This is a genomic window from Pelorhabdus sp. sgz311002, from assembly GCF_056134285.1.
Map to the genome: position 1 here is coordinate 82,123 of NZ_JBWBCL010000004.1, position 21,088 is coordinate 103,210.

18 protein-coding genes are annotated in these 21,088 nt (G+C 43.1%); 14 read left to right on the forward strand and 4 right to left on the reverse strand.

Annotated features, from left to right (window positions below; genetic code table 11):
• Nucleotides 1–27 precede the first annotated feature (27 nt).
• The 8 genes from AC0NJP_RS08180 to AC0NJP_RS08215 all read left to right on the forward strand — a co-directional run bounded on the left by AC0NJP_RS08180 (nt 28) and on the right by AC0NJP_RS08215 (nt 10,376).
• Complete coding sequence (locus tag AC0NJP_RS08180; RefSeq protein WP_474699448.1) at nt 28–1,740, forward strand: methyl-accepting chemotaxis protein; 1,713 nt, start codon at nt 28–30, stop codon at nt 1,738–1,740.
• A gap of 54 nt (nt 1,741–1,794) precedes the next feature.
• Nucleotides 1,795–2,292: a chemotaxis protein CheW gene (locus AC0NJP_RS08185; protein WP_474699449.1), complete on the forward strand. Its 498-nt coding sequence runs from the start codon at nt 1,795–1,797 to the stop codon at nt 2,290–2,292.
• 15 nt (nt 2,293–2,307) lie between these two features.
• On the forward strand, nt 2,308–4,158 hold the full coding sequence (locus AC0NJP_RS08190; RefSeq protein ID WP_474699450.1) for a methyl-accepting chemotaxis protein: 1,851 nt from the start codon (nt 2,308–2,310) through the stop codon (nt 4,156–4,158).
• A gap of 14 nt (nt 4,159–4,172) precedes the next feature.
• Entirely contained in the window at nt 4,173–4,988 is an 816-nt protein-coding gene (locus tag AC0NJP_RS08195; protein ID WP_474699451.1) for a CheR family methyltransferase, read from the forward strand.
• Between the two features lie 3 nt (nt 4,989–4,991).
• Nucleotides 4,992–6,029: a protein-glutamate methylesterase/protein-glutamine glutaminase gene (locus tag AC0NJP_RS08200; protein ID WP_474699452.1), complete on the forward strand. Its 1,038-nt coding sequence runs from the start codon at nt 4,992–4,994 to the stop codon at nt 6,027–6,029.
• A gap of 42 nt (nt 6,030–6,071) precedes the next feature.
• Nucleotides 6,072–8,768 (forward strand): PAS domain S-box protein, encoded by a 2,697-nt coding sequence (locus AC0NJP_RS08205; protein ID WP_474699453.1) that lies wholly within the window; start codon nt 6,072–6,074, stop codon nt 8,766–8,768.
• A gap of 15 nt (nt 8,769–8,783) precedes the next feature.
• On the forward strand, nt 8,784–9,188 hold the full coding sequence (locus tag AC0NJP_RS08210) for a response regulator (protein WP_474039678.1): 405 nt from the start codon (nt 8,784–8,786) through the stop codon (nt 9,186–9,188).
• Between the two features lie 84 nt (nt 9,189–9,272).
• Nucleotides 9,273–10,376, forward strand: a complete 1,104-nt coding sequence (locus tag AC0NJP_RS08215; protein ID WP_474699454.1) for an HD-GYP domain-containing protein — start codon at nt 9,273–9,275, stop codon at nt 10,374–10,376.
• Between the two features lie 86 nt (nt 10,377–10,462).
• Here AC0NJP_RS08215 and AC0NJP_RS08220 read toward each other — a convergent pair whose 3' ends face one another.
• The gene (locus tag AC0NJP_RS08220; RefSeq protein ID WP_474699455.1) at nt 10,463–11,278 is read right to left on the reverse strand and encodes a substrate-binding domain-containing protein; all 816 of its coding nucleotides are present in this window, start codon (nt 11,276–11,278) and stop codon (nt 10,463–10,465) included.
• Nucleotides 11,279–11,544: 266 nt separating this feature from the next.
• On the opposite strand from AC0NJP_RS08220, the gene AC0NJP_RS08225 reads away from it, so the two are divergent.
• From AC0NJP_RS08225 to AC0NJP_RS08235, 3 genes are all read left to right on the forward strand, one after another.
• Nucleotides 11,545–12,393 carry an AraC family transcriptional regulator gene (locus tag AC0NJP_RS08225; protein ID WP_474699456.1) on the forward strand — a complete coding sequence of 283 codons (849 nt, stop codon included), beginning with the start codon at nt 11,545–11,547 and terminating at the stop codon, nt 12,391–12,393.
• 230 nt (nt 12,394–12,623) lie between these two features.
• Nucleotides 12,624–13,070: a MarR family winged helix-turn-helix transcriptional regulator gene (locus AC0NJP_RS08230; protein WP_474699457.1), complete on the forward strand. Its 447-nt coding sequence runs from the start codon at nt 12,624–12,626 to the stop codon at nt 13,068–13,070.
• 125 nt (nt 13,071–13,195) lie between these two features.
• A complete protein-coding gene (locus tag AC0NJP_RS08235; RefSeq protein WP_474699458.1) occupies nt 13,196–13,894 on the forward strand; it encodes a pirin family protein in 699 nt (232 codons plus the stop codon).
• A gap of 161 nt (nt 13,895–14,055) precedes the next feature.
• Here AC0NJP_RS08235 and AC0NJP_RS08240 read toward each other — a convergent pair whose 3' ends face one another.
• Nucleotides 14,056–14,448: a MerR family transcriptional regulator gene (locus AC0NJP_RS08240; protein ID WP_474699459.1), complete on the reverse strand. Its 393-nt coding sequence runs from the start codon at nt 14,446–14,448 to the stop codon at nt 14,056–14,058.
• A 97-nt stretch (nt 14,449–14,545) separates the two neighbouring features.
• On the opposite strand from AC0NJP_RS08240, the gene AC0NJP_RS08245 reads away from it, so the two are divergent.
• Together AC0NJP_RS08245 and AC0NJP_RS08250 are read left to right on the forward strand one after the other, a co-directional pair.
• Nucleotides 14,546–15,985, forward strand: coding sequence for an aldehyde dehydrogenase family protein (locus AC0NJP_RS08245; protein WP_474699460.1), 1,440 nt, complete (start codon nt 14,546–14,548; stop codon nt 15,983–15,985).
• 245 nt (nt 15,986–16,230) lie between these two features.
• On the forward strand, nt 16,231–16,857 hold the full coding sequence (locus AC0NJP_RS08250; RefSeq protein ID WP_474699461.1) for a lactate utilization protein: 627 nt from the start codon (nt 16,231–16,233) through the stop codon (nt 16,855–16,857).
• A 53-nt stretch (nt 16,858–16,910) separates the two neighbouring features.
• On the opposite strand, the gene AC0NJP_RS08255 is transcribed toward AC0NJP_RS08250, so the two are convergent.
• Nucleotides 16,911–18,050: a 5-methyltetrahydropteroyltriglutamate--homocysteine S-methyltransferase gene (locus tag AC0NJP_RS08255; protein WP_474039668.1), complete on the reverse strand. Its 1,140-nt coding sequence runs from the start codon at nt 18,048–18,050 to the stop codon at nt 16,911–16,913.
• Nucleotides 18,051–18,147: 97 nt separating this feature from the next.
• Nucleotides 18,148–19,083: a LysR family transcriptional regulator gene (locus AC0NJP_RS08260; protein WP_474039667.1), complete on the reverse strand. Its 936-nt coding sequence runs from the start codon at nt 19,081–19,083 to the stop codon at nt 18,148–18,150.
• 228 nt (nt 19,084–19,311) lie between these two features.
• Between AC0NJP_RS08260 and AC0NJP_RS08265 the strand changes: the two genes are divergently transcribed.
• A complete protein-coding gene (locus AC0NJP_RS08265) occupies nt 19,312–21,039 on the forward strand; it encodes a methyl-accepting chemotaxis protein (protein WP_474699462.1) in 1,728 nt (575 codons plus the stop codon).
• Nucleotides 21,040–21,088: the final 49 nt, after the last annotated feature.

Below are 21,088 nucleotides of genomic sequence, written 5' to 3' on the forward strand. Positions count from 1 at the left end.
CTAACGTTGAAGGGAGACGAATAACGAATGAATTGGTTTCAGAATCTCAAAATCGCTAAAAAGCTGATTGTCGCTTTTCTCGGCGTAGCCCTAGTGGCTGGCGTCGTCGGGGCGGTCGGCATAAATAATCTTTATAGATTGGCTGAGGAAGATACCAGTCTGTTCGAGAATTATACTGTGCCCATCGAGCTAATCGGGAGTATGTCCGATGCCTATCAAAGAAGCCGCATCAATATAAGGGATCTAGTGTTAGATAGGGACCCCGCCCATCAGGCGGAAAACGTAAAGAAAACAGCCGAACGCATCGCCGAAATGAAGGGGGCGACAGCCAGGCTGGCCAATGCCATGAGCAGCGAGGAAGACAAGAAGCTTTACAAAACAATAGCAACTGCTGTTCCCGAATACGAGGCATATAGTAAGAGACTCATTAGTTTGATTCAGTCGGGTCAGTACGAGCAGGTCAGTCAGCTGATGGCGACCGAGGGGATCCGCTATGCTGATACTTTCCGAGACTCGCTCGGTAAAATTACCGAGCTGAAAATTCAGCAAGCCCAGCAAAAAGCGGCTAAAAATAAGCAAGACGCTAACGCAGCTATCACCATAATGATTGCTTTCGTTATCGCTGGAATTACCTTGGCGATGGTGCTCGGTATCTACATAGCTCGGGCGATTTCTCGGCCAGTGAACAAGCTGCTTCAGGTAGCCGATAAGATTGCCGAGGGGGATTTGAACGTCGAGGTGGAGGTCAAGACCAAGGATGAAATCGGTGAATTGTCCCAGGCTTTCAATGTGATGGCCAACAATGTAAACAAGACGATGTTTAATATTAATTCGGCTGCGGAGCAAGTGGCTGCAGGCGCTCAGCAGATTGCCGCCTCGGGCGAGGCACTCTCGCAGGGATCGACCGAGCAGGCCAGTTCTATTGAAGAAATTACGGCATCGATGGAGCAGGTGGCGGTTCAGACGAAAGAGAACGCCATGAATGCTAGTCAGGCCAATGAATTGGCCACTGTCGCCAAAGACAACGCGATCCAGGGGAATCATCAAATGAAGGAAATGGTCCAAGCCATGGCTGAGATCAACGAATCCTCAACTAATATTAACAAGATCATCAAAGTTATCGACGAGATTGCTTTCCAGACCAATATCCTGGCCCTCAATGCTGCGGTGGAAGCCGCCCGGGCGGGACAGCACGGCAAAGGCTTCGCCGTGGTCGCCGAGGAGGTTCGCAATCTCGCCGCCCGCAGCGCCAATGCCGCCAAGGAAACAACAGCCATGATTGAAGGCTCCATTAAAAAGGTAGATGCCGGTACAAAAATTGCCAATGAAACGGCAGAAGCTTTGAATGGTATCGTAGACGGGGTAGCGAAAGCCGCCACGCTAGTCAGTGATATCGCCGCCGCTTCCAATGAACAGGCTACAGCCATATCCCAGGTAAATCAGGCGATTGCCCAAGTCTCTCAAGTGGTGCAGACCAACTCGGCCACAGCAGAGGAAAGCGCATCTGCTAGTGAGGAATTGGCCGGTCAGGCTGAGATGATGAAAGACAATGTCGCTAAATTTAAACTCAAGTCCACAGGCTTTAATTCACTAGGGGATGATGGCTTGAACCCTGACGTATTGCGGGCGCTAGAGGACATGATGGATAAAAAGCGGCAAAAACAGTCTAAGTCTGAACCTACGCTGGCTCAGACAAAAGCCAGAATCGTTTTAGATGACAACGAATTTGGTAAGTATTAACAAATGGATGCCGGAGTGTGTTGATGCGTTAAAACGCTTGGGAGGGGAAAAGTCATGACTGAAGAATTTGCAGCAGAGCTGGAAGCGGAAGATACCCAGAAAGACAAATATCTTACTTTTTCCTTGGGCGCTGAGGCCTATGGCATCGAGATTCAGTATGTCACAGAGATTGTCGGCATGCAGACCATCACTGGACTGCCTGATCTGCCGGATTATGCCAAGGGGATCATCAACCTCAGGGGGAACATCATCCCGGTTATCGACATGCGATTGCGGTTTAAAAAATCTTCTGTCGAAATTAATGACCGAACTTGCGTGATTATAGTGGATATCAAAGGAATTGCCGTAGGCTTGCTTGTCGACACGGTGGCCGAGGTCCTAAATATCGCTGAAGCAGATATTGTACCGCCGCCGCAACTGAACAATGGCTATCAGCAGCGGTTTATCAAGGCCATCGGCAAGGTGGGCGATGCCGCCAAACTGATTCTTGATTGTGACCGTATTCTGACAGCTGATGAGGTAAACAACCTAAGTGACTTGAACGATAAATAGAGGAGGGCGATGAATATGCAATGGTTTTACGACAAGAAAATTGGGACAAAACTTATTATCGCTTTCGTTGTTGTTGCCGTTATGGCGGGCATTGTTGGGGCGGTTGGCGTAATCAATCTTTATAAACTGGCTGAAGAAGATACGAGTCTTTTTGAAAATTATACGGTGCCGCTGGAGGAAATAGCGAATGTAAAAGAGGCTTATCAAAGAAGCCGCGTGAATATAAGAGATGTGGTACTGGATAGAGAACCTAGCCATCAGGCGGATAATATAAAAAAGGCGGGGGAGCGCATCGCTGAGATGAAGGGGGAGACAGCCAAGGTGGCCAGAACCCTAGTCAGCGATGAAGGTGGGCGACTACACAAGACGATTGAGACCGCCATTCCCGGATATGAAGCGTATACTAAAAAGCTGTTTGGGATCATTCAGAATGGCCAATATGACCAAGCCAATCAATTGATGGCGACTGAGGGCGCCCGGTATGCTGATCTTTTTCGGGACACACTTGATAAGCTGACGGATAGCAAAGTCGAGTTGGCCAAAGAAAAAGCAGCAAAGAATAGGCAAGACGCTAATAGGACGATCACCATTATGATTATTGTTGTCCTTGCTGCAATGCTGGCGGGTATCGGTCTAGGTATATTCATTGCCCGGATCATTAGTAATCCGGTGAAGAACCTTATGGCAGCAGCGAATAAGCTGGCGCTTGGCGATGTCAACGTTAGCGTTACTGCTACTAGCAAAGATGAGATCGGAGCTTTGGTGCAGTCTTTTGAAAAAATGGTCGAAAGCATTCGGGAGCAGGCGCTGGCCGTGGAACGGATCGCCGCTGGCGATCTTACGGTAGATGTCAAGGTGAGGTCGGAACAAGACCTTCTGGGCCAGAAGCTTAGCGAGATGGTCGAAAAAACGAACGAAGTGCTCAATACAATCCAGACGGCATCCGAACAGGTGGCCGCAGGTTCCCAGCAAATTGCCGCCTCTGGTGAGGCGCTGTCTCAGGGTTCTACCGAGCAGGCTAGTTCCATCGAAGAGATTACTGCCTCCATGGAGCAGGTGGCCGCCCAGACAAGGGAGAATGCTATTAATGCTAACCAGGCCAATGAACTGGCTACTGCAGCCAAGGACAAGGCACAAGAAGGCAATGATCAGATGCGAGAGATGGTTCAAGCCATGGTCGAGATCAATGACTCTTCTGCTAATATTTCCAAAATTATTAAAGTGATTGACGAGATCGCCTTTCAAACAAATATTCTTGCTCTCAACGCAGCAGTGGAGGCCGCTCGGGCTGGCCAGCATGGCAAAGGTTTTGCCGTTGTGGCCGAAGAAGTAAGGAACCTTGCCGCTCGTAGCGCTAACGCGGCCAAGGAAACCACCGCGATGATTGAGGGATCCATCAAAAAAGTCGAGGCAGGCAGCAAAATTGCTGATCATACTGCAGAAGCGCTGGATTCCATTGTTGATGGCATCACAAAAGCGGCTGTACTTGTCGGTGATATTGCCGCCGCATCTAATGAGCAGGCTACAGCTATTTCGCAGGTAAATCAAGCCATCAACCAGGTATCTCAGGTTGTACAGACCAATTCTTCCACAGCGGAGGAAAGCGCTTCAGCCAGCGAGGAATTGTCCGGCCAGGCCGAAGTACTAAGAGAAAATGTGCGTAAATTCAAGCTCAAGCGAACCCATCGCCTAGTAAGCGGCGGCGATGGGATGAGTGACGAGGTTTTACGGGCGATTGAAATGGTGATGGAAAAGACGAGAGCAAATCAGGCCAAGACCGAAAATGGGAGCGGACTACGAGGGTTAACCCTGGCTCAGGCTAATGGAAAAATTGTGCTGGATGACAGCGAATTCGGAAAGTACTAGGTGGCGGATGACTGATGGAACAAATAACTACACAGGAATTTAATGATCTTGTCCAATTTATTAAGAAAAATTACGGCATTAATCTGTCACAAAAGCGGACCCTGGTAGTGGGCCGATTGCACAATTATATCACCCAGAGCGGTTTTGATAGCTTTTCTGAGTACTTTCAGCATGTGGTCCGTGATTCGACTGGTAAGATGGGGATCACCCTTGTCAACAAACTGACAACTAACCATACTTATTTCTTGCGGGAACCAAAGCACTTTGAGTTTTTGGAGCAAACAGTACTTCCCCATTTCGCCAAGACGGAGGGTCAAACCAAAGACCTCCGTCTGTGGAGCGCCGGTTGTTCAACAGGAGAAGAACCGTATACTCTAGCTATGGTTATTGACACCTACTTTGGCGCTGAAAAGTGGCGTTGGGACACGAAGATTTTGGCTACCGACATATCGACCGCCGTCTTGGAAAGGGCTGGGCAGGGAGTATATCCCAGAAGTCAGATGGATACTCTGTCAGGCAACTGGCAGAAGAAATATTTTCGTAATATAGATGATGAGTCATGTGTTATCAATGAGAAGATCCGGCAGGAAGTCATATTCCGCCGGTTCAATCTTATGAATGAAGTATTTCCCTTCAAAAAAAAGTTTCATATCATTTTTTGTCGCAATGTTATGATTTATTTTGACGCTAAGACAAGACGGGATCTTATCAATCGGTTTTACGAGCATACGGAACCAGGAGGATATTTGTTTATTGGCCATTCCGAATCCGTCAACCGCCAGGAGAGCAAGTACGAATTTATAGCCCCTGCCGTCTACAGAAAGGAATAAAATATGAGCACTGCTAAAAGACGGATCAAGGTGCTAGTGGTTGATGATTCCATTGTATTTCGGGAAACTTTGGCCAGGAAAATAGCCTCCGATCCATTTATTGAAGTCGTGGCGACCGCGTCCGACCCCTATATGGCTAGAGATAAAATACTTGAGTTTCAGCCTGATGTGATGACACTGGATGTTGAGATGCCAAGGATGAATGGTATTGAATTCTTGCGTAAGCTCATACCGCAGTATCCTATTCCGGTGGTTGTTGTCAGTGCGACCAGCGAGAATATCTTTGATGCACTTAATGCGGGGGCTGTGGATTTTGTTACGAAGCCGGATACAAAGTCATTTAATCAGGAAGTATTCGTTCGTGAGTTGATTATTAAGATCAAGATTGCATCGACCGCTAAGGTCGAACAGCCGAAAAGGGAACTCGGTGGCGATCTGCCTGTCTCCGGCGGTGTTGAGCGGGGCGGCCGCGAAAGAATCATCGCTATCGGCGCATCTACAGGCGGTACGGAGGCAATCTATGAAGTTTTGCGGGCTTTGCCGCGGGAAGTGCCTGGCATTGTTATAGTTCAACACATGCCGCCTGTTTTTACTGCCATGTATGCTAAGCGACTGAACGGATCCTGCTGCATCGAAGTAAAAGAAGCGCAAACAGGCGATGCTGTCGTGCCAGGAAGAGCGTTGTTGGCGCCAGGCGGCTATCATATGCGTCTTGACCGCAAGGGCGGCAAATATGTTGTGGAAGTTTTTAAGGGCGATAATGTAAATGGACATTGCCCGTCAGTAGATGTTCTGTTCAATTCGGTGGCGGACAAAGCCGGATCGGCGGGACTTGGCGTTATTTTGACTGGTATGGGTTACGATGGGGCCAAGGGATTATTAAAAATGAAGCAAGCAGGTGCGATTACCTTCGGACAGGATCAACAATCTTGCATTGTTTATGGAATGCCTAAAGTTGCCTATGAGATAGGAGCTGTGGAGAGACAAGCGCCGCTAGCCAATATTCCGCGGCTTATTTGCTCAGCAATTAATAGACGGTAATAGAGGCGACGAAGGCTTAAAGCTTTAGTGCAGGTGATGATGATGGATAAACGATTGATGGCTCAGTTATTGACTTCCATCGGAGATGGAGTCATCGCCGTCGACTCGGCGGAGAAAATCATATTTATGAATGAGGCTGCCGAGCGGATTACTGGTTGGGAAAGCGCCAAAGCGCATGGGCAGCCCTTCGATGTTGTATTCAATTTATATCATGCCCAAACCAAGAAGCGACTGGCTAGTCCTGTCGCCGAGGTTCGGCAAAGCGGCCTTGCCACCGGTCTTCACGATCAGACCGTTCTGATTACCAAGGATGGGGCGATGAAATACTTGTCGGCAAGTTGTGCGCCTATCGGTCCTCAAGGCAAGTATTTTTCTGGCGTGGTGGTCGTTTTCCGCGATATCTCCCGCTACAAGGTGATGGAGAAAACAATCGAGAATGAAAAAAACAATCTACGGACAATACTCAATTCCGCTCCAGTGGGAATGTATATTGTTGATGAGTCTAGAGCGATAAGGCAGATCAATGGCGCTGCCCTTAAACTTCTGGGCAGGAATCTTGGCGAGGTTATCGGACGTACTTTCGGCGACGCCTTTTGCTGCAGAAATAGTCTGGAGAAGGAAAAAGGTTGCGGCTATAGCGACTCATGCCAGTACTGCGAATTTCAGCGGGCTGTGTCGCTCGCTTTTGAAGGTTTGGCAGTATCCGGCATTGAGTGCAGCAAAACAATTGTGCATAATGGTAGAGAGGTGCTGTTCTGGTTTCGAGCTAGTGCATCTCCGATCGTTGTTGATGGGAAACCCATGGTAATGGTTGCTCTTGTTGATATTACCGACCAAAAACAGAAGGAAAGTTCCATCATCAAAACCAGGGATTATTACCTGCGTATTTTCGAAAGCTTCCCAACAATTATCTGGAGAATCAATATAACAGGTGAAATGGAATCCATCAACGAAACATGGCAGACTTTGACCGGTCAGACTATTAGTCAAGCGGCAGGGCATGGTTGGCTAGAGCGGGTTCATCCTGAAGATCGAAGAAAATGCTTTGATCCAAATTACAGCAGAATTAATGAGAAAGGCTTGTTTGAAGGCGAGATTCGAGTATTGGACTTGAGCGGGCAATATCGCTGGCTGTATTGTGTTCATAAGTTGTACTCCAATATGACCGGTATTGCCGAAGGGTATATCGGTATGGGGATTGACATTACCGACAGGAAAATCGCTGAAGAACAGCTCAAGGGAGCCAGGGATAAAGCCGAGGCGGTCAATAAGGCCAAAAGCGAGTTTCTCGCCAATATGAGCCATGAAATTAGGACTCCCATCAATGGAATTATGGGTATGATTGATTTAACACTCTTGACGGGGCTAAACACCGAGCAGAAGGAGAATCTGGCGACAGCCAAGTCTTGCGCCCGATCCTTATTAGGCATTATTAACGATATTCTTGATTTCTCCAAAATGGAGGCAGGAAAACTTTTGTTGCAGAGCCATAATTTCAAGCTGAGAACACTGTTGGATGAGGTGATCAAAGCCCACTCGCATCGAGCTAAGAGAAAGGGGCTTGACCTGGACTACACTTTTTCCACCGCTATTCCAGAGATCTTGAGCGGCGATTCTAACAGGCTGCGCCAAGTACTAAACAATTTGATCGACAATGCGATAAAATTCACTGAACATGGCGGAGTAGCTCTGGCCATTAAAGCCAGCGAGACGGGAAAGGGCTCAGTCGAAATCGTTTTTGTCGTCAGGGATACGGGTATTGGGATTGCGCCGCATGAGATGGACAAGTTGTTTAAGACTTTCAGCCAGGTGGATGGATCTACTACTAGACGCTACGGCGGAACCGGATTGGGCCTGGTTATTTCCAAGCAACTCGTTGAAATGATGGGTGGGAAGATGTGGGTAGAGAGTGAGAAAGACCTGGGAAGTACTTTTTACTTCACAATTCCGTTTCAGGTTGGCAGGGAGTTACCGGACAGCCAACAGAAAAAAAGAAATGCGGCCACAGCCAAATCGCCAATGAATTTGTTGTTGGTCGAGGATGATCCCCTCAACAGGATTGTGATTCAAAGACAGTTAATAACGGCAGGCCACGCCGTTGATTTAGCTGAAAATGGCGCCGTGGCGCTAGAACTTTGGCGAAAGAAAAAATACGATGCCATTCTGATGGATATTCAAATGCCTGAAATGGATGGAATAGAGGCGACGAAAAAGATAAGGGAAGCCGAGGCTGATACAAAAGCGCATATACCCATCCTGGCTCTTACCGCCCATGCGCTTGTCGGAGACAGGGAAAGGTTTCTGGCGGCAGGAATGGACGAATATATGGCGAAACCGGTGCAAATGGAGGATCTGTCAGAAATGCTAGAATCGTTTTCACCGCGTAAACAAAGTTACCGGCTGGCCACTAGCGGCAGCGTTCAACTTAATGAAAGTGGTGATATTGTCATCGCCCCTAGCACCACAAACTCTCTCTCAGCAGACCTTCCTGTTCTGGTCGATATTGAGTCTTTAGTAGCCAGCATTGCCGACGAAGTCCCCTCCGACATGGAACTGATTGAAGGAATTGCCCATAAGATTAAGGGCTTGGCAAACAAAATTGGTTCCGATGAAATGAAAAGTGTCGCTTTTAAAGCGGAGCTGGCCGCGAGACGGGGAAATCAGGAAGAAGCTCTGGAACATATCTGCCACATCAGGAGGATGAGTGAAGCCTTTAAGAAAAACGGGTTTATTTCATAGAAGGAGGCGGGGAAAATGAGAATATTGATAGCCGAAGATGACATGATCAGCAGAAAGTTTCTTTTTAAATTCATGTCTCAATATGGGGAATGTGATTTGACCGTAGACGGGCTGGAGGCTGTCGACGCATTCCTGATGGCGCTGAAAGAAAACAAGTGTTATGATTTAATCTGTCTGGACATCATGATGCCCAAGGTAGACGGGGTAAAGGTACTGAAAACCATCAGAGACCTGGAAAATGAAAATGGCATTGCTCCGGAAAATAGAGCCAAGGTGATTATGACAACGGCTCTGGGAGAGACATCCTATGTTCAGCAGGCTTTCGATATTGGCTGTGAGGCTTATGCGTCGAAGCCTATCGATGTCGAAAAACTGGTAAAAGTTATGGAAAAACTGGGGCTGATTGGTCAGCCCACTTGAGTAGACTGTTATGCTGTGTCAATTTTGTTATAAGCAGCGACAGCCGTTCTGAGTTTGTTTAATTGGTATTTCAGGGGGATAATTATGCTTCGTTTGACAGTGGATCAGCTTCAACCCGGGATGGTGACTGCCCGAAATATTTTCAGCGCGAACGGAAAGCTCTTGCTGGCGCAGAATATTATACTGGACGAACCGATGATTTCCAGGTTGGAGACCATGGGTATCGATTCGGTTTTCGTCAATCATCCATTCTTGGAGATTGAGCCGCAAGAGATCATTAACGAGGCGACTCGGATAGAGACCATCAAATTGACTCACCGAGCCTTTGAACATTTTGAAAAAAAGCAAACTCTCAATTTAATGGGGATACACCAGGTGATGCGTAAGGTCATTGAAGATGTCCTGGAAAATCGCTATGCTCTGGTACATCTTACTGATATCCGGATTCACGGCGATTACACTTTTGGCCATGCTATCAATGTTTGTCTGCTCTCGGTAATGATGGGGGTAAAGATGCAACTTGGCCAGCAGGAACTGTATGAACTGGCTATGGGAGCGATTTTGCATGATCTGGGAATGATGCTGGTTCCGGCCGATATTCGGGACAAAGACGGCCCGCTTTCGTCTGATGAACAGAAAATAGTGAAGGGGCATACGGAAGACGGGTTCAATATTCTTCGCAAGGTAGGTCCGATTCCGCTGGTGTCAGCCCATGTGGCCTATCAGCACCATGAAAGCGCCGATGGCTCGGGGTATCCACGAGGACTGTCAGGAGAAAGCATTCATCTGTACGCAAGAATTGCTGCAGTTGCCGATCTTTACGACGCCATTACTTCCGACAGGCCTTACCGCAAAGCGTTTCCGCAGCATGAAGCCTATGAAATCATGCAAGCTTCCCGCGGTTCCAGGCTTGATGCCCAGTTGGTTAGTTTTTTCTTGGAAAGCGTGGCGCTCTATCCGATGGGAGCTACTGTTCTCCTGGATACCGGCGAAATCGGCGTGGTTGTGGAGGTTTTCCCGAAATTACAGGCGCGACCACGGGTGAAGGTTATCGCTGATAAGGCCGGTCGTCCGTGGACCGGCCCGGAAAAAGTTGTTGACCTCACTAAGGATCTAATCAGGTCGATTGTCAAGGTATTATCGCCGGAAGAAATCTTTCAAGCGCGCAACATGGGAAAGCTGTCTTGAAATAGGAATACCTCGTATCTATTGGATGATGTTTTAACCAATGATACGAGGTATTTTACTTGTGGTATGAGAAGTTGGATACTTAATTAATGAGTAGCTGCTTCTAAACCTTGTTTTTTGATGATTGGTAGGGCGTCAGAAGAAGTAAGGAATTCAATCAGTTTATTTCCTTCAACGGATTGTTGTGATACAGCAGCGATCCCTGCCGAAAATATCGTGACTTTTTGAATGTCATCCGGAATGGTTCCTACAAAGTCAATACCAGGAATGGGGAGTATTTCGCTTACTTGCTGAAAGCCAATCTCAAATTCTCCGGCAGCAACTCGTGAGGCAACCCGATCCTTTACAACCATTTTGGTCTTATCTTTGATTTCGTTCCATATACCAAGACGTGGGAAGAGTTCCTTGGAAAGATATGTACCGCTTGCGCTTGCTGAGTAGCCTATTGATTTTGCATCCCGTAAGGTTTGTATAAAAGCTTCGGTGGTGCTGATATCCGGTTTAGGCGCACCTGCCGGAACACACATTCCTATTTTTGAAAGAACAAGATCTACATGGCTTCCTGAAACAACAAGTCCTTCTTCGGCTAACTTATCAAGTTCCGTACCTGCCATGATTATGACATCCGCTTTCTCTCCACGCTGAAGTCGAGCGGGAATCGCTGTTGGCGAGGATCCCATCGAAGAACCTGATATTAAGATAACTTTTTTGCCGGTCTTTTTTTCATAAATGGGGGCAAGCTCCTGTAGCGTGGAATAAAATCCACCGGAACACATAACTGTAACTTCCTTTTCGTTGCTTTTTACTGCGGGGTGGTCAGCGGTTTGAGCAAAAGCTGTTCCGCCCAGAGAAGATACCACTACTAGCATAAATGACAAGACCTTAATTAGCTTTAACTTCATAGAAAATCCTCCTTATAATTTGTATAGTTCCGTTTCAGTAACCAGAATATATAGATTACTCAGATTTTATCTTACAACTATTGCAAATTAATATGAAATATATTTTTTATATGGATGTCCATATAATTATTTGATATAGAGGGGGTTATGTTAGGGGAGACTCTTAGCGGTGCGTGGAAATTTGTTTTTATCCTGTCATTAGATAGCAGGTAAAGACAGGAAAGATGATTCGGACAGGTATACTATATTATACATGGAGGAGTTCTATGGATTGGCTTAATGCAATGAACAAGGCGATAGAATATCTGGAAGAGAATATTACGGAAAAGCTTGATATTGCAAAGGTAGCGAAGATTGCATTATCGTCCCCGTTTCACTTTCAGCGGATGTACCATATGATGACTGGAATTACAATAGCAGAATACGTCCGAAGAAGAAGACTGACACTTGCTGCGCAGGATATTATATCTGGTGAGAAAATTATTAATGTGGCTTATAAATACGGATATGAAACACCGGAAGCATTTACAAAAGCTTTCGGAAAAATGCATGGGATGACTCCTTCTGCTGCACGGGAACCGGGGCGAAATCTTAAGGCATATCCTAAACTCTCATTCCATATTTCAATAAAAGGAGATAAAGATATGGAGTATAAAATTGTTGATAAGGAAAGCTTTACGGTAGTAGGTAAACAAAAAAAGATAACGATGGTTGATGGAGAAAATTTTAAACAGGTACCGCAATTTTGGGGTGAATGTATGAATGATGGAACCTACGATTGGATTTGCAATAAAGCCGGGAAACTTGGTATCTTAGGTGTGTGTAAGGATTTTGAAGAAGATAAGTTTAACTATATGATAGCCGTTGAGGGCGTGAACGAAGACCTGCCTCAGGGCTATATTTCAGCTAAGATACCAGCAACAACGTGGGCAGTATTTGAATCAGTTGGAGCATTACCTGATGCGATACAGGAGCTGACTCGACGGATATTTACAGAGTGGCTGCCAGCGACTGGGTATCAGTATGCTTGTGCCCCCGAGATTGAGGTTTATCCTAAAGGCGATACAACTTCTCCCGAGTATCGGTGTGAGATTTGGGTTCCTATCAAAAAGTGAAAGTTATAGAAGTGAAAATAAGAGCAAGAAGTGTTTTTTGAATTTGAGAATACTTCTTGCTCATTTGCGATTTGAACTTGTTTTTATAACATTACAATACTGTTTTCTGGAAGGCGTATGGGACAAGAAAGCTGTTTTTTATAGGAGATATTCTATTTTCTTGACAGCCAGAAAAAGGTGTTTTATAATATCTTTAATTCAAGATATTATAAATTGCGATAGGTGATACAGTGGAAAATGACGCCATGCCAATTAATCGACAAGCCATGCGACTTTATATTGCATTAACTAGAACCTACAAGAAGTTGCTTGATCGGGATTTGCAAAATATTCGTGGCTATGGACTTAATGCGACGGAATTTGGAGTATTGGAATTTCTCTATAATAAAGGAAGTCATCCGTTGCAGCAAATCGGAAATCACATTCTTATTACGAGCGGTACAATTACCTATGTGATTGATAAGTTAGAAAAGAAAGGCTTGATTACTAGGCGGTCTTGTGAGAAAGATCGACGCATCATTTATGCGGAACTCACAGAGGCTGGTCGGAATAAGATGTCTGAAATTCTACCGATTCATTATGCAACTTTTGATGAAGCCTTTGAAGGTCTTACTCCTATTGAAATGGAACAGACAATAGATTTATTAAAAAAAATAAGCTTTTATTCTAAGGAATAAAAGAAATTTTTTTACTTTAAAATCTTTAAATTAAGATTCTTTGATTGAAAGCATAATAAACATATCATGAAAAAATAGTTTAATAACGAGAATTACTGTTGCTTTAAAATAAGGAGGGAAATACTATGGTAAAGAAATATCCTGCAGCTAAGCATGGAAGAGCAGACCACGGTTGGTTAAGAAGCCTGTTTCACTTTTCCTTTGCGGAATACTATAATCCAGAGCGTCTGGATTTTGGCGTTTTACGGGTCGTGAATGATGATTTAGTGGAACCAAATACTGGTTTTGAGATGCATCCTCACCGTGACATGGAAATTGTGTCTTATGTTATCGATGGCGAATTAACACACGGTGACAGCATGGGGAATCAGAATACCATTTCCCGCGGACACATTCAGTATATGAGTGCTGGCACTGGCGTTTTTCATAGTGAGCATAATTTAGGCTTAAAGACAGCTCGATTCTTGCAGATTTGGATAAAGCCTAGTCAAATAGGGCTGAAACCGCAGTATGGCGACCATCGATATGAGTGGGATTTAAGAAAAAATAAATTATTGCATCTAGTGTCATCGCCAGAGGGGGGGGCCCCAGTCCAGTTAAACGCAGATGCCAACTTCTATGCTTTAGAGCTTGATAGCGGATTGAAAATGGAGTTTACGGTGAAACCCGATCGACAAGCCTATGTCGTTCAGATTGAAGGAAGTTCTGATATTAATGGGATAGAATTAAATGCAAAAGATGCTCTCGAAAGTGTGGGAGAGTCTTTGCAAATCAAAGCATTGGAAACAATGCACCTATTAATCATCGAAATGAAAAAAGCGTAAGCCAACTTGCCCCATTATTGTTTTTTCTAAAAGACTGAGGTTTGTCCTACGCTGATAGGTACGAGATTTGTGTAAGCAAATAGAAAAATGAGGGATAGGGAGCGTATTTCATCAAATTTGAAATACAATCCCTATCCCTTTGCTTTTTAGGGGAGATAAACTCATTTATCAGTTAGCTTTTCTTGATAATTATGCTTTTTATGTTCAATAAAAGCCAGTTGTTGTTCAATTTCACTTTTTTTGGCTAAAAGAAGTTCCTCTTGTTTCAAAACAATTGAATAACGCTCTTTAAGTTCAATTTGGTTTTCATTAGAAAGGTCTATATAATGACGGATTAGATCGATTCCCATTCCTGTGCTTCGCATACATTGGATCATTCGCAATCGCATAATTTGATCATCGGAGAATAAACGAATATTATTCTTATCTCGAGCTATATCTTGGAGTAATCCGATATCCTCATAATAACGTATGGTAGGTTTAGATAAGTTTGTTATTTTAGAAACTTCATTAATTGTATATTTGGGTTCAGATCCATAAATAAAATTTCCCATAAAAAATCTCCTACATTTTCTTGACTTAAAGTTACTTGAATGTATTAAAGTGAGTGTAACACAGAGAAATACGAAAATCAATTTTGGAGGTAAAGAAATGGATAATAATAAAAAAATGAACCGAATTGATAAAATTTACATTAATGGAGAATTTGTAAGACCTAAAGGGACAGACTCAATGGATATTATAAATCCTTCAACAAAAGAAATCATTGGACGTGTCACATTAGGAAATGAATTGGATGCACAAAAAGCCATTGCAGTCGCTAAAGAGACATTTAAGACATTCTCAAAAACTACGATAGAAGAGAGAAGTGAAATGCTTAAAAGTCTTCATGCTGCTGTAATGTCGAGAGCGGATGAATTAACTCAAGCATGCGTAGAAGAGTATGGCGCTGCAATACAGGCAGCTGAAGGTCGCACGAAACTTACTGCTAATAGTTTTCTATGGGCTAAGGAAGTGTTAGAAGAATTTGAGTTTACGAAGTACATTGGTAAAGCCAAGGTTGTCCTTGAACCTTTAGGCGTAATTGCTTTGATCACACCTTGGAATGCAAACAATTCTCAGATTGCTATAAAATTAGCAGCAGCTATTTCGGCAGGATGCACCGTAGTTATAAAACCCAGTGAATATTGCGCAATACAGACACAAATTCTAGCGGAATGCTTTCATGGAGCTGGAATACCAGCAGGCGTAATTAATATGGTACATGGTCTAGGCGGCTCAGTTGGGGCTGAATTAACGCATAATCCAGATGTTGCAATGATTTCTTTTACTGGCTCTAGTAAAACCGCTAAGATAATTCATCATGGTGCTGTTGATACCATGAAAAGAGTTGTTCTCGAATTAGGGGGTAAATCCCCTAATATAATTCTTGATGATGCTGATTTTACCAAAGCTATTCCACGTGCAGTTAGGAGTTGTTTTGGAAATAATGGACAGATGTGTATTGCAGGAAGCCGTCTATTAGTTCCAGAACACCGTCTTAATGAAGTTAAAGAACTTATTAAAATGGCTGTTGAAAATATAAAAGTAGGCTATCCCTGGGAAGAGGATACGTTTATCGGCCCTATGATAAATGAAAATCACTATAATAACGTTCAAAAATACGTAAAGATTGGTATAGAAGAAGGTGCAGAATTAGTCGTTGGCGGGGAAGGGCATCCAGAAGGACTGGATAATGGTAATTTTGTAAAGCCAACGGTTTTTGCAAATGTAACTCGGGATATGACAATTGCTAAGGAAGAAATATTTGGCCCCGTTTTGTCTATCTTAACCTATAGAACCGAAGACGAGGCTGTAGAAATTGCAAATGATACAGAGTATGGCTTAGGCGCATATATAAGTTCTTCTAACATAGAAAAAGCAAATCAGATTGCATCTAAAATAGTTGCAGGAACAATTTATATAAATGATGTCATGCTTGAAATGAAAGCTCCTTTTGGCGGTTTTAAGCAGTCTGGAATTGGTAGAGAGTGTGGCATCTACGGACTTGAAGCGTATTTGGAACCTAAAACAATACTCGTTTCCGATTAGTATGACAGTCGTTTGGTGTGAAACAAAGGCAATATGGTTAAGTAATTGCTTATTTCGGCATTATAATTGATATGGGGAAAGGTATCAGGTATAGTTATAGAGAGTAAAGACTTGCGTTATTGTAAATTTAATTTGTTTTAGTCAAGAGTGTGGCATTAGTTTACAGGTTTTTGATGCTTATCTGTATAAATTTGATAGATTTTTTAGATTGGAGGAGTTTAATTTAAAAAAAGGAGGAGATAATCATGTCACTTTTAGAAATTTGTCAGAAATCGCTTTTGAAAAATAATTTTAACTGTGAAATCGTAGAAAATGCAGTAGAAGCAGGTAATAGCATAAGAAATCTTATGGAAGGTATTAAGCCTAAAACTGTATCATATGGTGATTCGGAAACTCTTAGAAGTACAGGAATTATTGAATACTGTAAAATTTGTAGTGATTTCAAATTCATTGATACATTTGACCATGATAAATCATTTAAAGAACAGATCGCTCTAAGAAAAGAAGCACTCTCTGTGGATTTGTTTTTAACCGGAACAAATGCAGTAACCGTTGATGGTGTTCTTGTGAATCTAGATATGATCGGCAACCGTATTGGTGGAATCATTTTCGGACCCAGAAAGGTTATTTTAACTATAGGAATAAATAAGATAGCACCGGATATTCATTCTGCTTTTAAAAGAATTCGCGAGAATGCCGCACCGAAAAATGCGGCGCGGCATCCTGAGTTAAAGACTCCCTGTGTAAGCACTGGTATCTGTATGGATTGTTCTTCGCCGACAAGAATATGTAACAACTGGTCGATAACAGAGAAGTCCTATCCTAAGGGAAGGATACATGTAATTCTTATCAATGAAGAACAGGGACTCTAGTCAGCCACACCTTGGGGGAGAAATTGGTTCTCGCGGGACGGGGGAAGTGTTGTCTAGCCCCACACTTGTTCGGCGATTTCTTTAATAAAAGCAATCTTTTTCCATTGCTGATCTTCGGTCAGAAGATTCCCCTCTTCGGTGGAAGCAAAACCGCACTGGGGACTTAGAGACAAGCAATCCAGCGGAACATACTTTGACGCTTCATGAATGCGAGCAATAATCTGTTCTTTATTTTCAAGTTCTCCTGTTTTAGAGGAAACCAAGCCAAGCACTACTTTCTTATCCGCGGAGATTGATTTTAGCGGCGAAAAATCACCAGCGCGATCCGTATCATATTCTAGGAAGAAGCCATCAACATGGCATTTGCTGAATAGTGGTTCCGCTACAGCTGTATATCCCCCGGAAGAAAACCAGGTAGATCTAAAATTGCCACGACAAATATGCATGGTAATAGTCATATCTGTCGGCTTATTTTGTATAGCCAGATTGATCATCTCTACATACTTTTCAGCAACTTTATCCAAATTGATCCCTTTTTGTGCATAGGCTGATCTTTTTTCCGGATCACAGAATTCTCCCCAGGAAGTATCATCTAACTGCAGATAACGGCAGCCTGCATCGTAGAAAGATTGAATGATTTTTTGATAGGCTATTGCAATATCAGAATATAAGGCATCCTCATTTTTATAACGTTCAATGGGGATATATTGCTCGGCTCTGATGCAAGCAATTAAATGCAGCATCGATGGTGAGGGAATTGTCAGCTTGGCTATGTGGTTTCCCGCAACTGTTTTTAAATATTGAAAATGATCAAGAAAAGGATGCGTGGTAAAGTCGACTTTATCGACAATTTCTAAGGTTGCAGCTTTTGGCTGATGGCCTTTAAAGTCTACAGACCAACGTTCAGCCTTGATTTCTTTGACTCCAGCTAAAGCTGCCAAAAAATCAAGATGCCAATATCTTCGCCGAAATTCCCCATCGGTAACAGCTTTTAGTCCCACAGCTTTTTGTTTATCGACGAGTTTTTTTATTGCTTCATCTTCAACGCGTGTAAGTTCTTCCTGAGTGATTTTATTTGCTGTAAATCCTTCTCTAGCTTCTTTTAAAGCCTGTGGGCGCAAAAAACTTCCCACTATATCATACCGAAACGGTCCTGTTGCTGTTTTGGTGGTATTTACTAATCCATGATCCATCGGGGATCCTCCTTGCTATTCATAATTTTTGTTAGTATAGCATAGGAAAAGTGATATAGGGTAACATATAAAACTTATCCAGAGATATAGCTTTTAGCTATATCTCTGTCTGTGTTGTGCAGGAAAGTCCGTAGCTTTGGATTACTAGCTCTAATTCCTGTAAATAAGCACTTGCTTGTTTGCTCAGTTGCAGCTGATGATTGGAAATCCAGCCAACATCGATCTGATCATCAACTTTAAGCGGAACTGATATGATATTATCACCATTTAAATCGGCGCTGACAATTCCCGTAGAAATCGTATAGCCGTTCAAGCCGATCAAAAGATTAAATAGCGTGGCCCGATCACTGACATAAATGCTTTTTTTATGAAATACCGTACTTAAAATTTCTTCTGAAAAATAGAACGAATTAAATTCGCCTTGTTCAAAGGACAAGTAAGGATATTCCTGTAAGTCATCTAGTGTTACAAAGTCTTGGTTTGCAAGCGGATTTTGTGTACTAATAAAAATATGAGGTTTGGCCGTAAATAGGGGATGAAAATCAAGACGATTTTCTTTCAGCAGCTTCTCGATGACTTTTCGATTAAAGGGGTTCATATACATAATGCCAATTTCACTACGCATATTTTTAACATCTTCAATAATTTCATAGGTTCGTGTTTCCCGTAACGTAAATTCATATTCATCAGCGCCGCTTTGTTTTATCAGATTGACAAAAGCATTGACAGCAAAAGCATAATGTTGAGTAGAAATAGAGCAAAGCTGTCGGGACGGCTTATTATTCAAATATCTTTGTTCTAAAAGTCCGGTCTGTTCCACAACTTGTCGAGCATAACCAAGGAATTCCACACCATCGCGAGTGAGCACGATCCCTTTTGGTGTCCGAATAAAAAGCTCGATTCCAATTTCAGTTTCCAGTTCTTTAACTGCATTCGACAAACTAGGCTGTGTAATATAAAGTCTTCTTGCCGCCTCATTTATTGATCCGCAATTTACAATTTCGATTACATATTTTAGCTGCTGTAGTGTCATTGTGCCCTACCCCTTTTGCATTAAGCTGACTTAATATTTGTTTTGCCAACAGGTTACTTGGATTTATTGTACCATTATTGTAAGGACAAATCTGATTCAAAATTAAATAATTACCGGATGGAGGATTTTGTCATAATAAGTCCGAATATGAGATGATAATGAAACAATCGAAAGCAAATACCTAAAAGAACTTGTGGCTAAATTTAAGATTAGAGGGGGATAGAGTTTATGAATATCATTAAAAGGATGAGCATTGGGAAGAAAATACAAGCAATTTCTTTTTTGTTAATTGTGGCTTTAATTGTGAACGCAATAATTAGTTTTTACTTTGGTAAAGAGACAAACAAAGATGTTGATGAGGTCTTTTCACATCTTTATATGATTGAATGGGCGAATGATCTGCGACAACATAACCGAGCGGCTGAAGGAGATATGTTTAAAGCGATTAATGCCGCTAATGATACGGATAGAAAAGCCTTTTTAGATAGCTTAACTAAGCGCGATCAAAGTTTTGAAAGTCTCTTAGGCAAAATTGAGTCACATGGAGACTTAACGAATGATGAGAAGTTGTTGGTCAAAAAGGTGCAAGATAATCTTAAAATTATACAAGAAAAAAGACCTTTGATTATTGCGCTTACGCAGCAAGGCAAGCAGAGTGAAGCCTTTGTTCAAATGGGGCAATTACAACCGACCTATGAGAATGTTGCTTCTGGTCTTCGCGATTTAGCTAGTGAATTTTCAAAACAAGCAGGGATATTAAAGATCAGTGTGAATGAAAAATATAGCAATTCAGTCCGAATCCAGTTAATTATTATTGTTTTATCTGTAATTTTTGGCATAGGGGTAAGTTGGATTATCGCAAGAATCATAACGCGAGTTCTTAAAGCAATGGTAGCACAAGCACTCACTATCGCTAAAGGAGATTTGACGGGGTGCCGGGACGAAAATGCTTGTGTGGAAAATTATAGTCAAGATGAGATTGGTCAATTGGAAAAAGCTTTTGGTGAAATGTGCGTAAACCTTCGCGTATTAATCGGGAAAATTATTGATTCAGCTGTGCTTATGGCCGCATCGGCGCAGCAACTGAGTGCAAGTGCGGAACAATCGGCGCAGGCTTCGGAGATGGTGTCAGTTTCCATTCAACGCGTAGCCGATGGAGCGGAAGGGCAAAATAGTGTAGTTAGCCAGGGAAATAGTGCAGTTGCGACAATTGTCAGCCAGCTTGGTGAAACAGCGGAAAATGTTCAAAGAGCCATTGTTATTAGTGACAATATGACGACAGCTACTACGAAAGGCGTCAGTGGTGTTGAGCAAGCGATTGCGCAAATGAAGAGTATAGGCGATGGAACTAGACAAGTTAAAACTGCCGTAGATAGTCTCGCACAAAGTGGACGTAGTATTGGTGAGACCGTAGGGATTATTAGTGAAATTGCCGGTCAAACCAATTTACTCGCTCTCAATGCAGCAATTGAAGCGGCTAGAGCGGGAGAACAAGGCAGGGGATTTGCCGTTGTAGCGGAAGAAGTTCGTAAACTTGCCGAACAGTCAGAGTCAGCGGCGAAACAGATTGCTTTGATGATAAAAGAAAATCAAGTGCAAATTGATTTGGCAGTACAAGTGATGGAGACCGGAAATAAGGAAGTTGACAATGGTATTGTTGTTGTGGATGAAGCAGGCAATGTTTTTATGCAAATTGCTGACTTAGTAAAACGATCATCGGTTGAAACGGGTGATATTTCGAAAATCGTACAGAGTATGGTGAGTGACAGCCGCAATGTTAGCTCAGCTATGGCGGAAATTTCAACAATTAGTAAAGAGACGGCGAGTGAAAGCCAAACCGTATCTGCTGCGACAGAAGAGCAGACGGCGGCCATGCAGGAAATTGCTGAGGCAAGCAAAAAAATGGCTCATATTGCCCAGGAACTCCAAGATGCGAGTAATCGTTTTCGTCTGTAATGATTTCTTAATAAAAGAATTTTCTGAATTGAGTTGCTGATAAATGTAA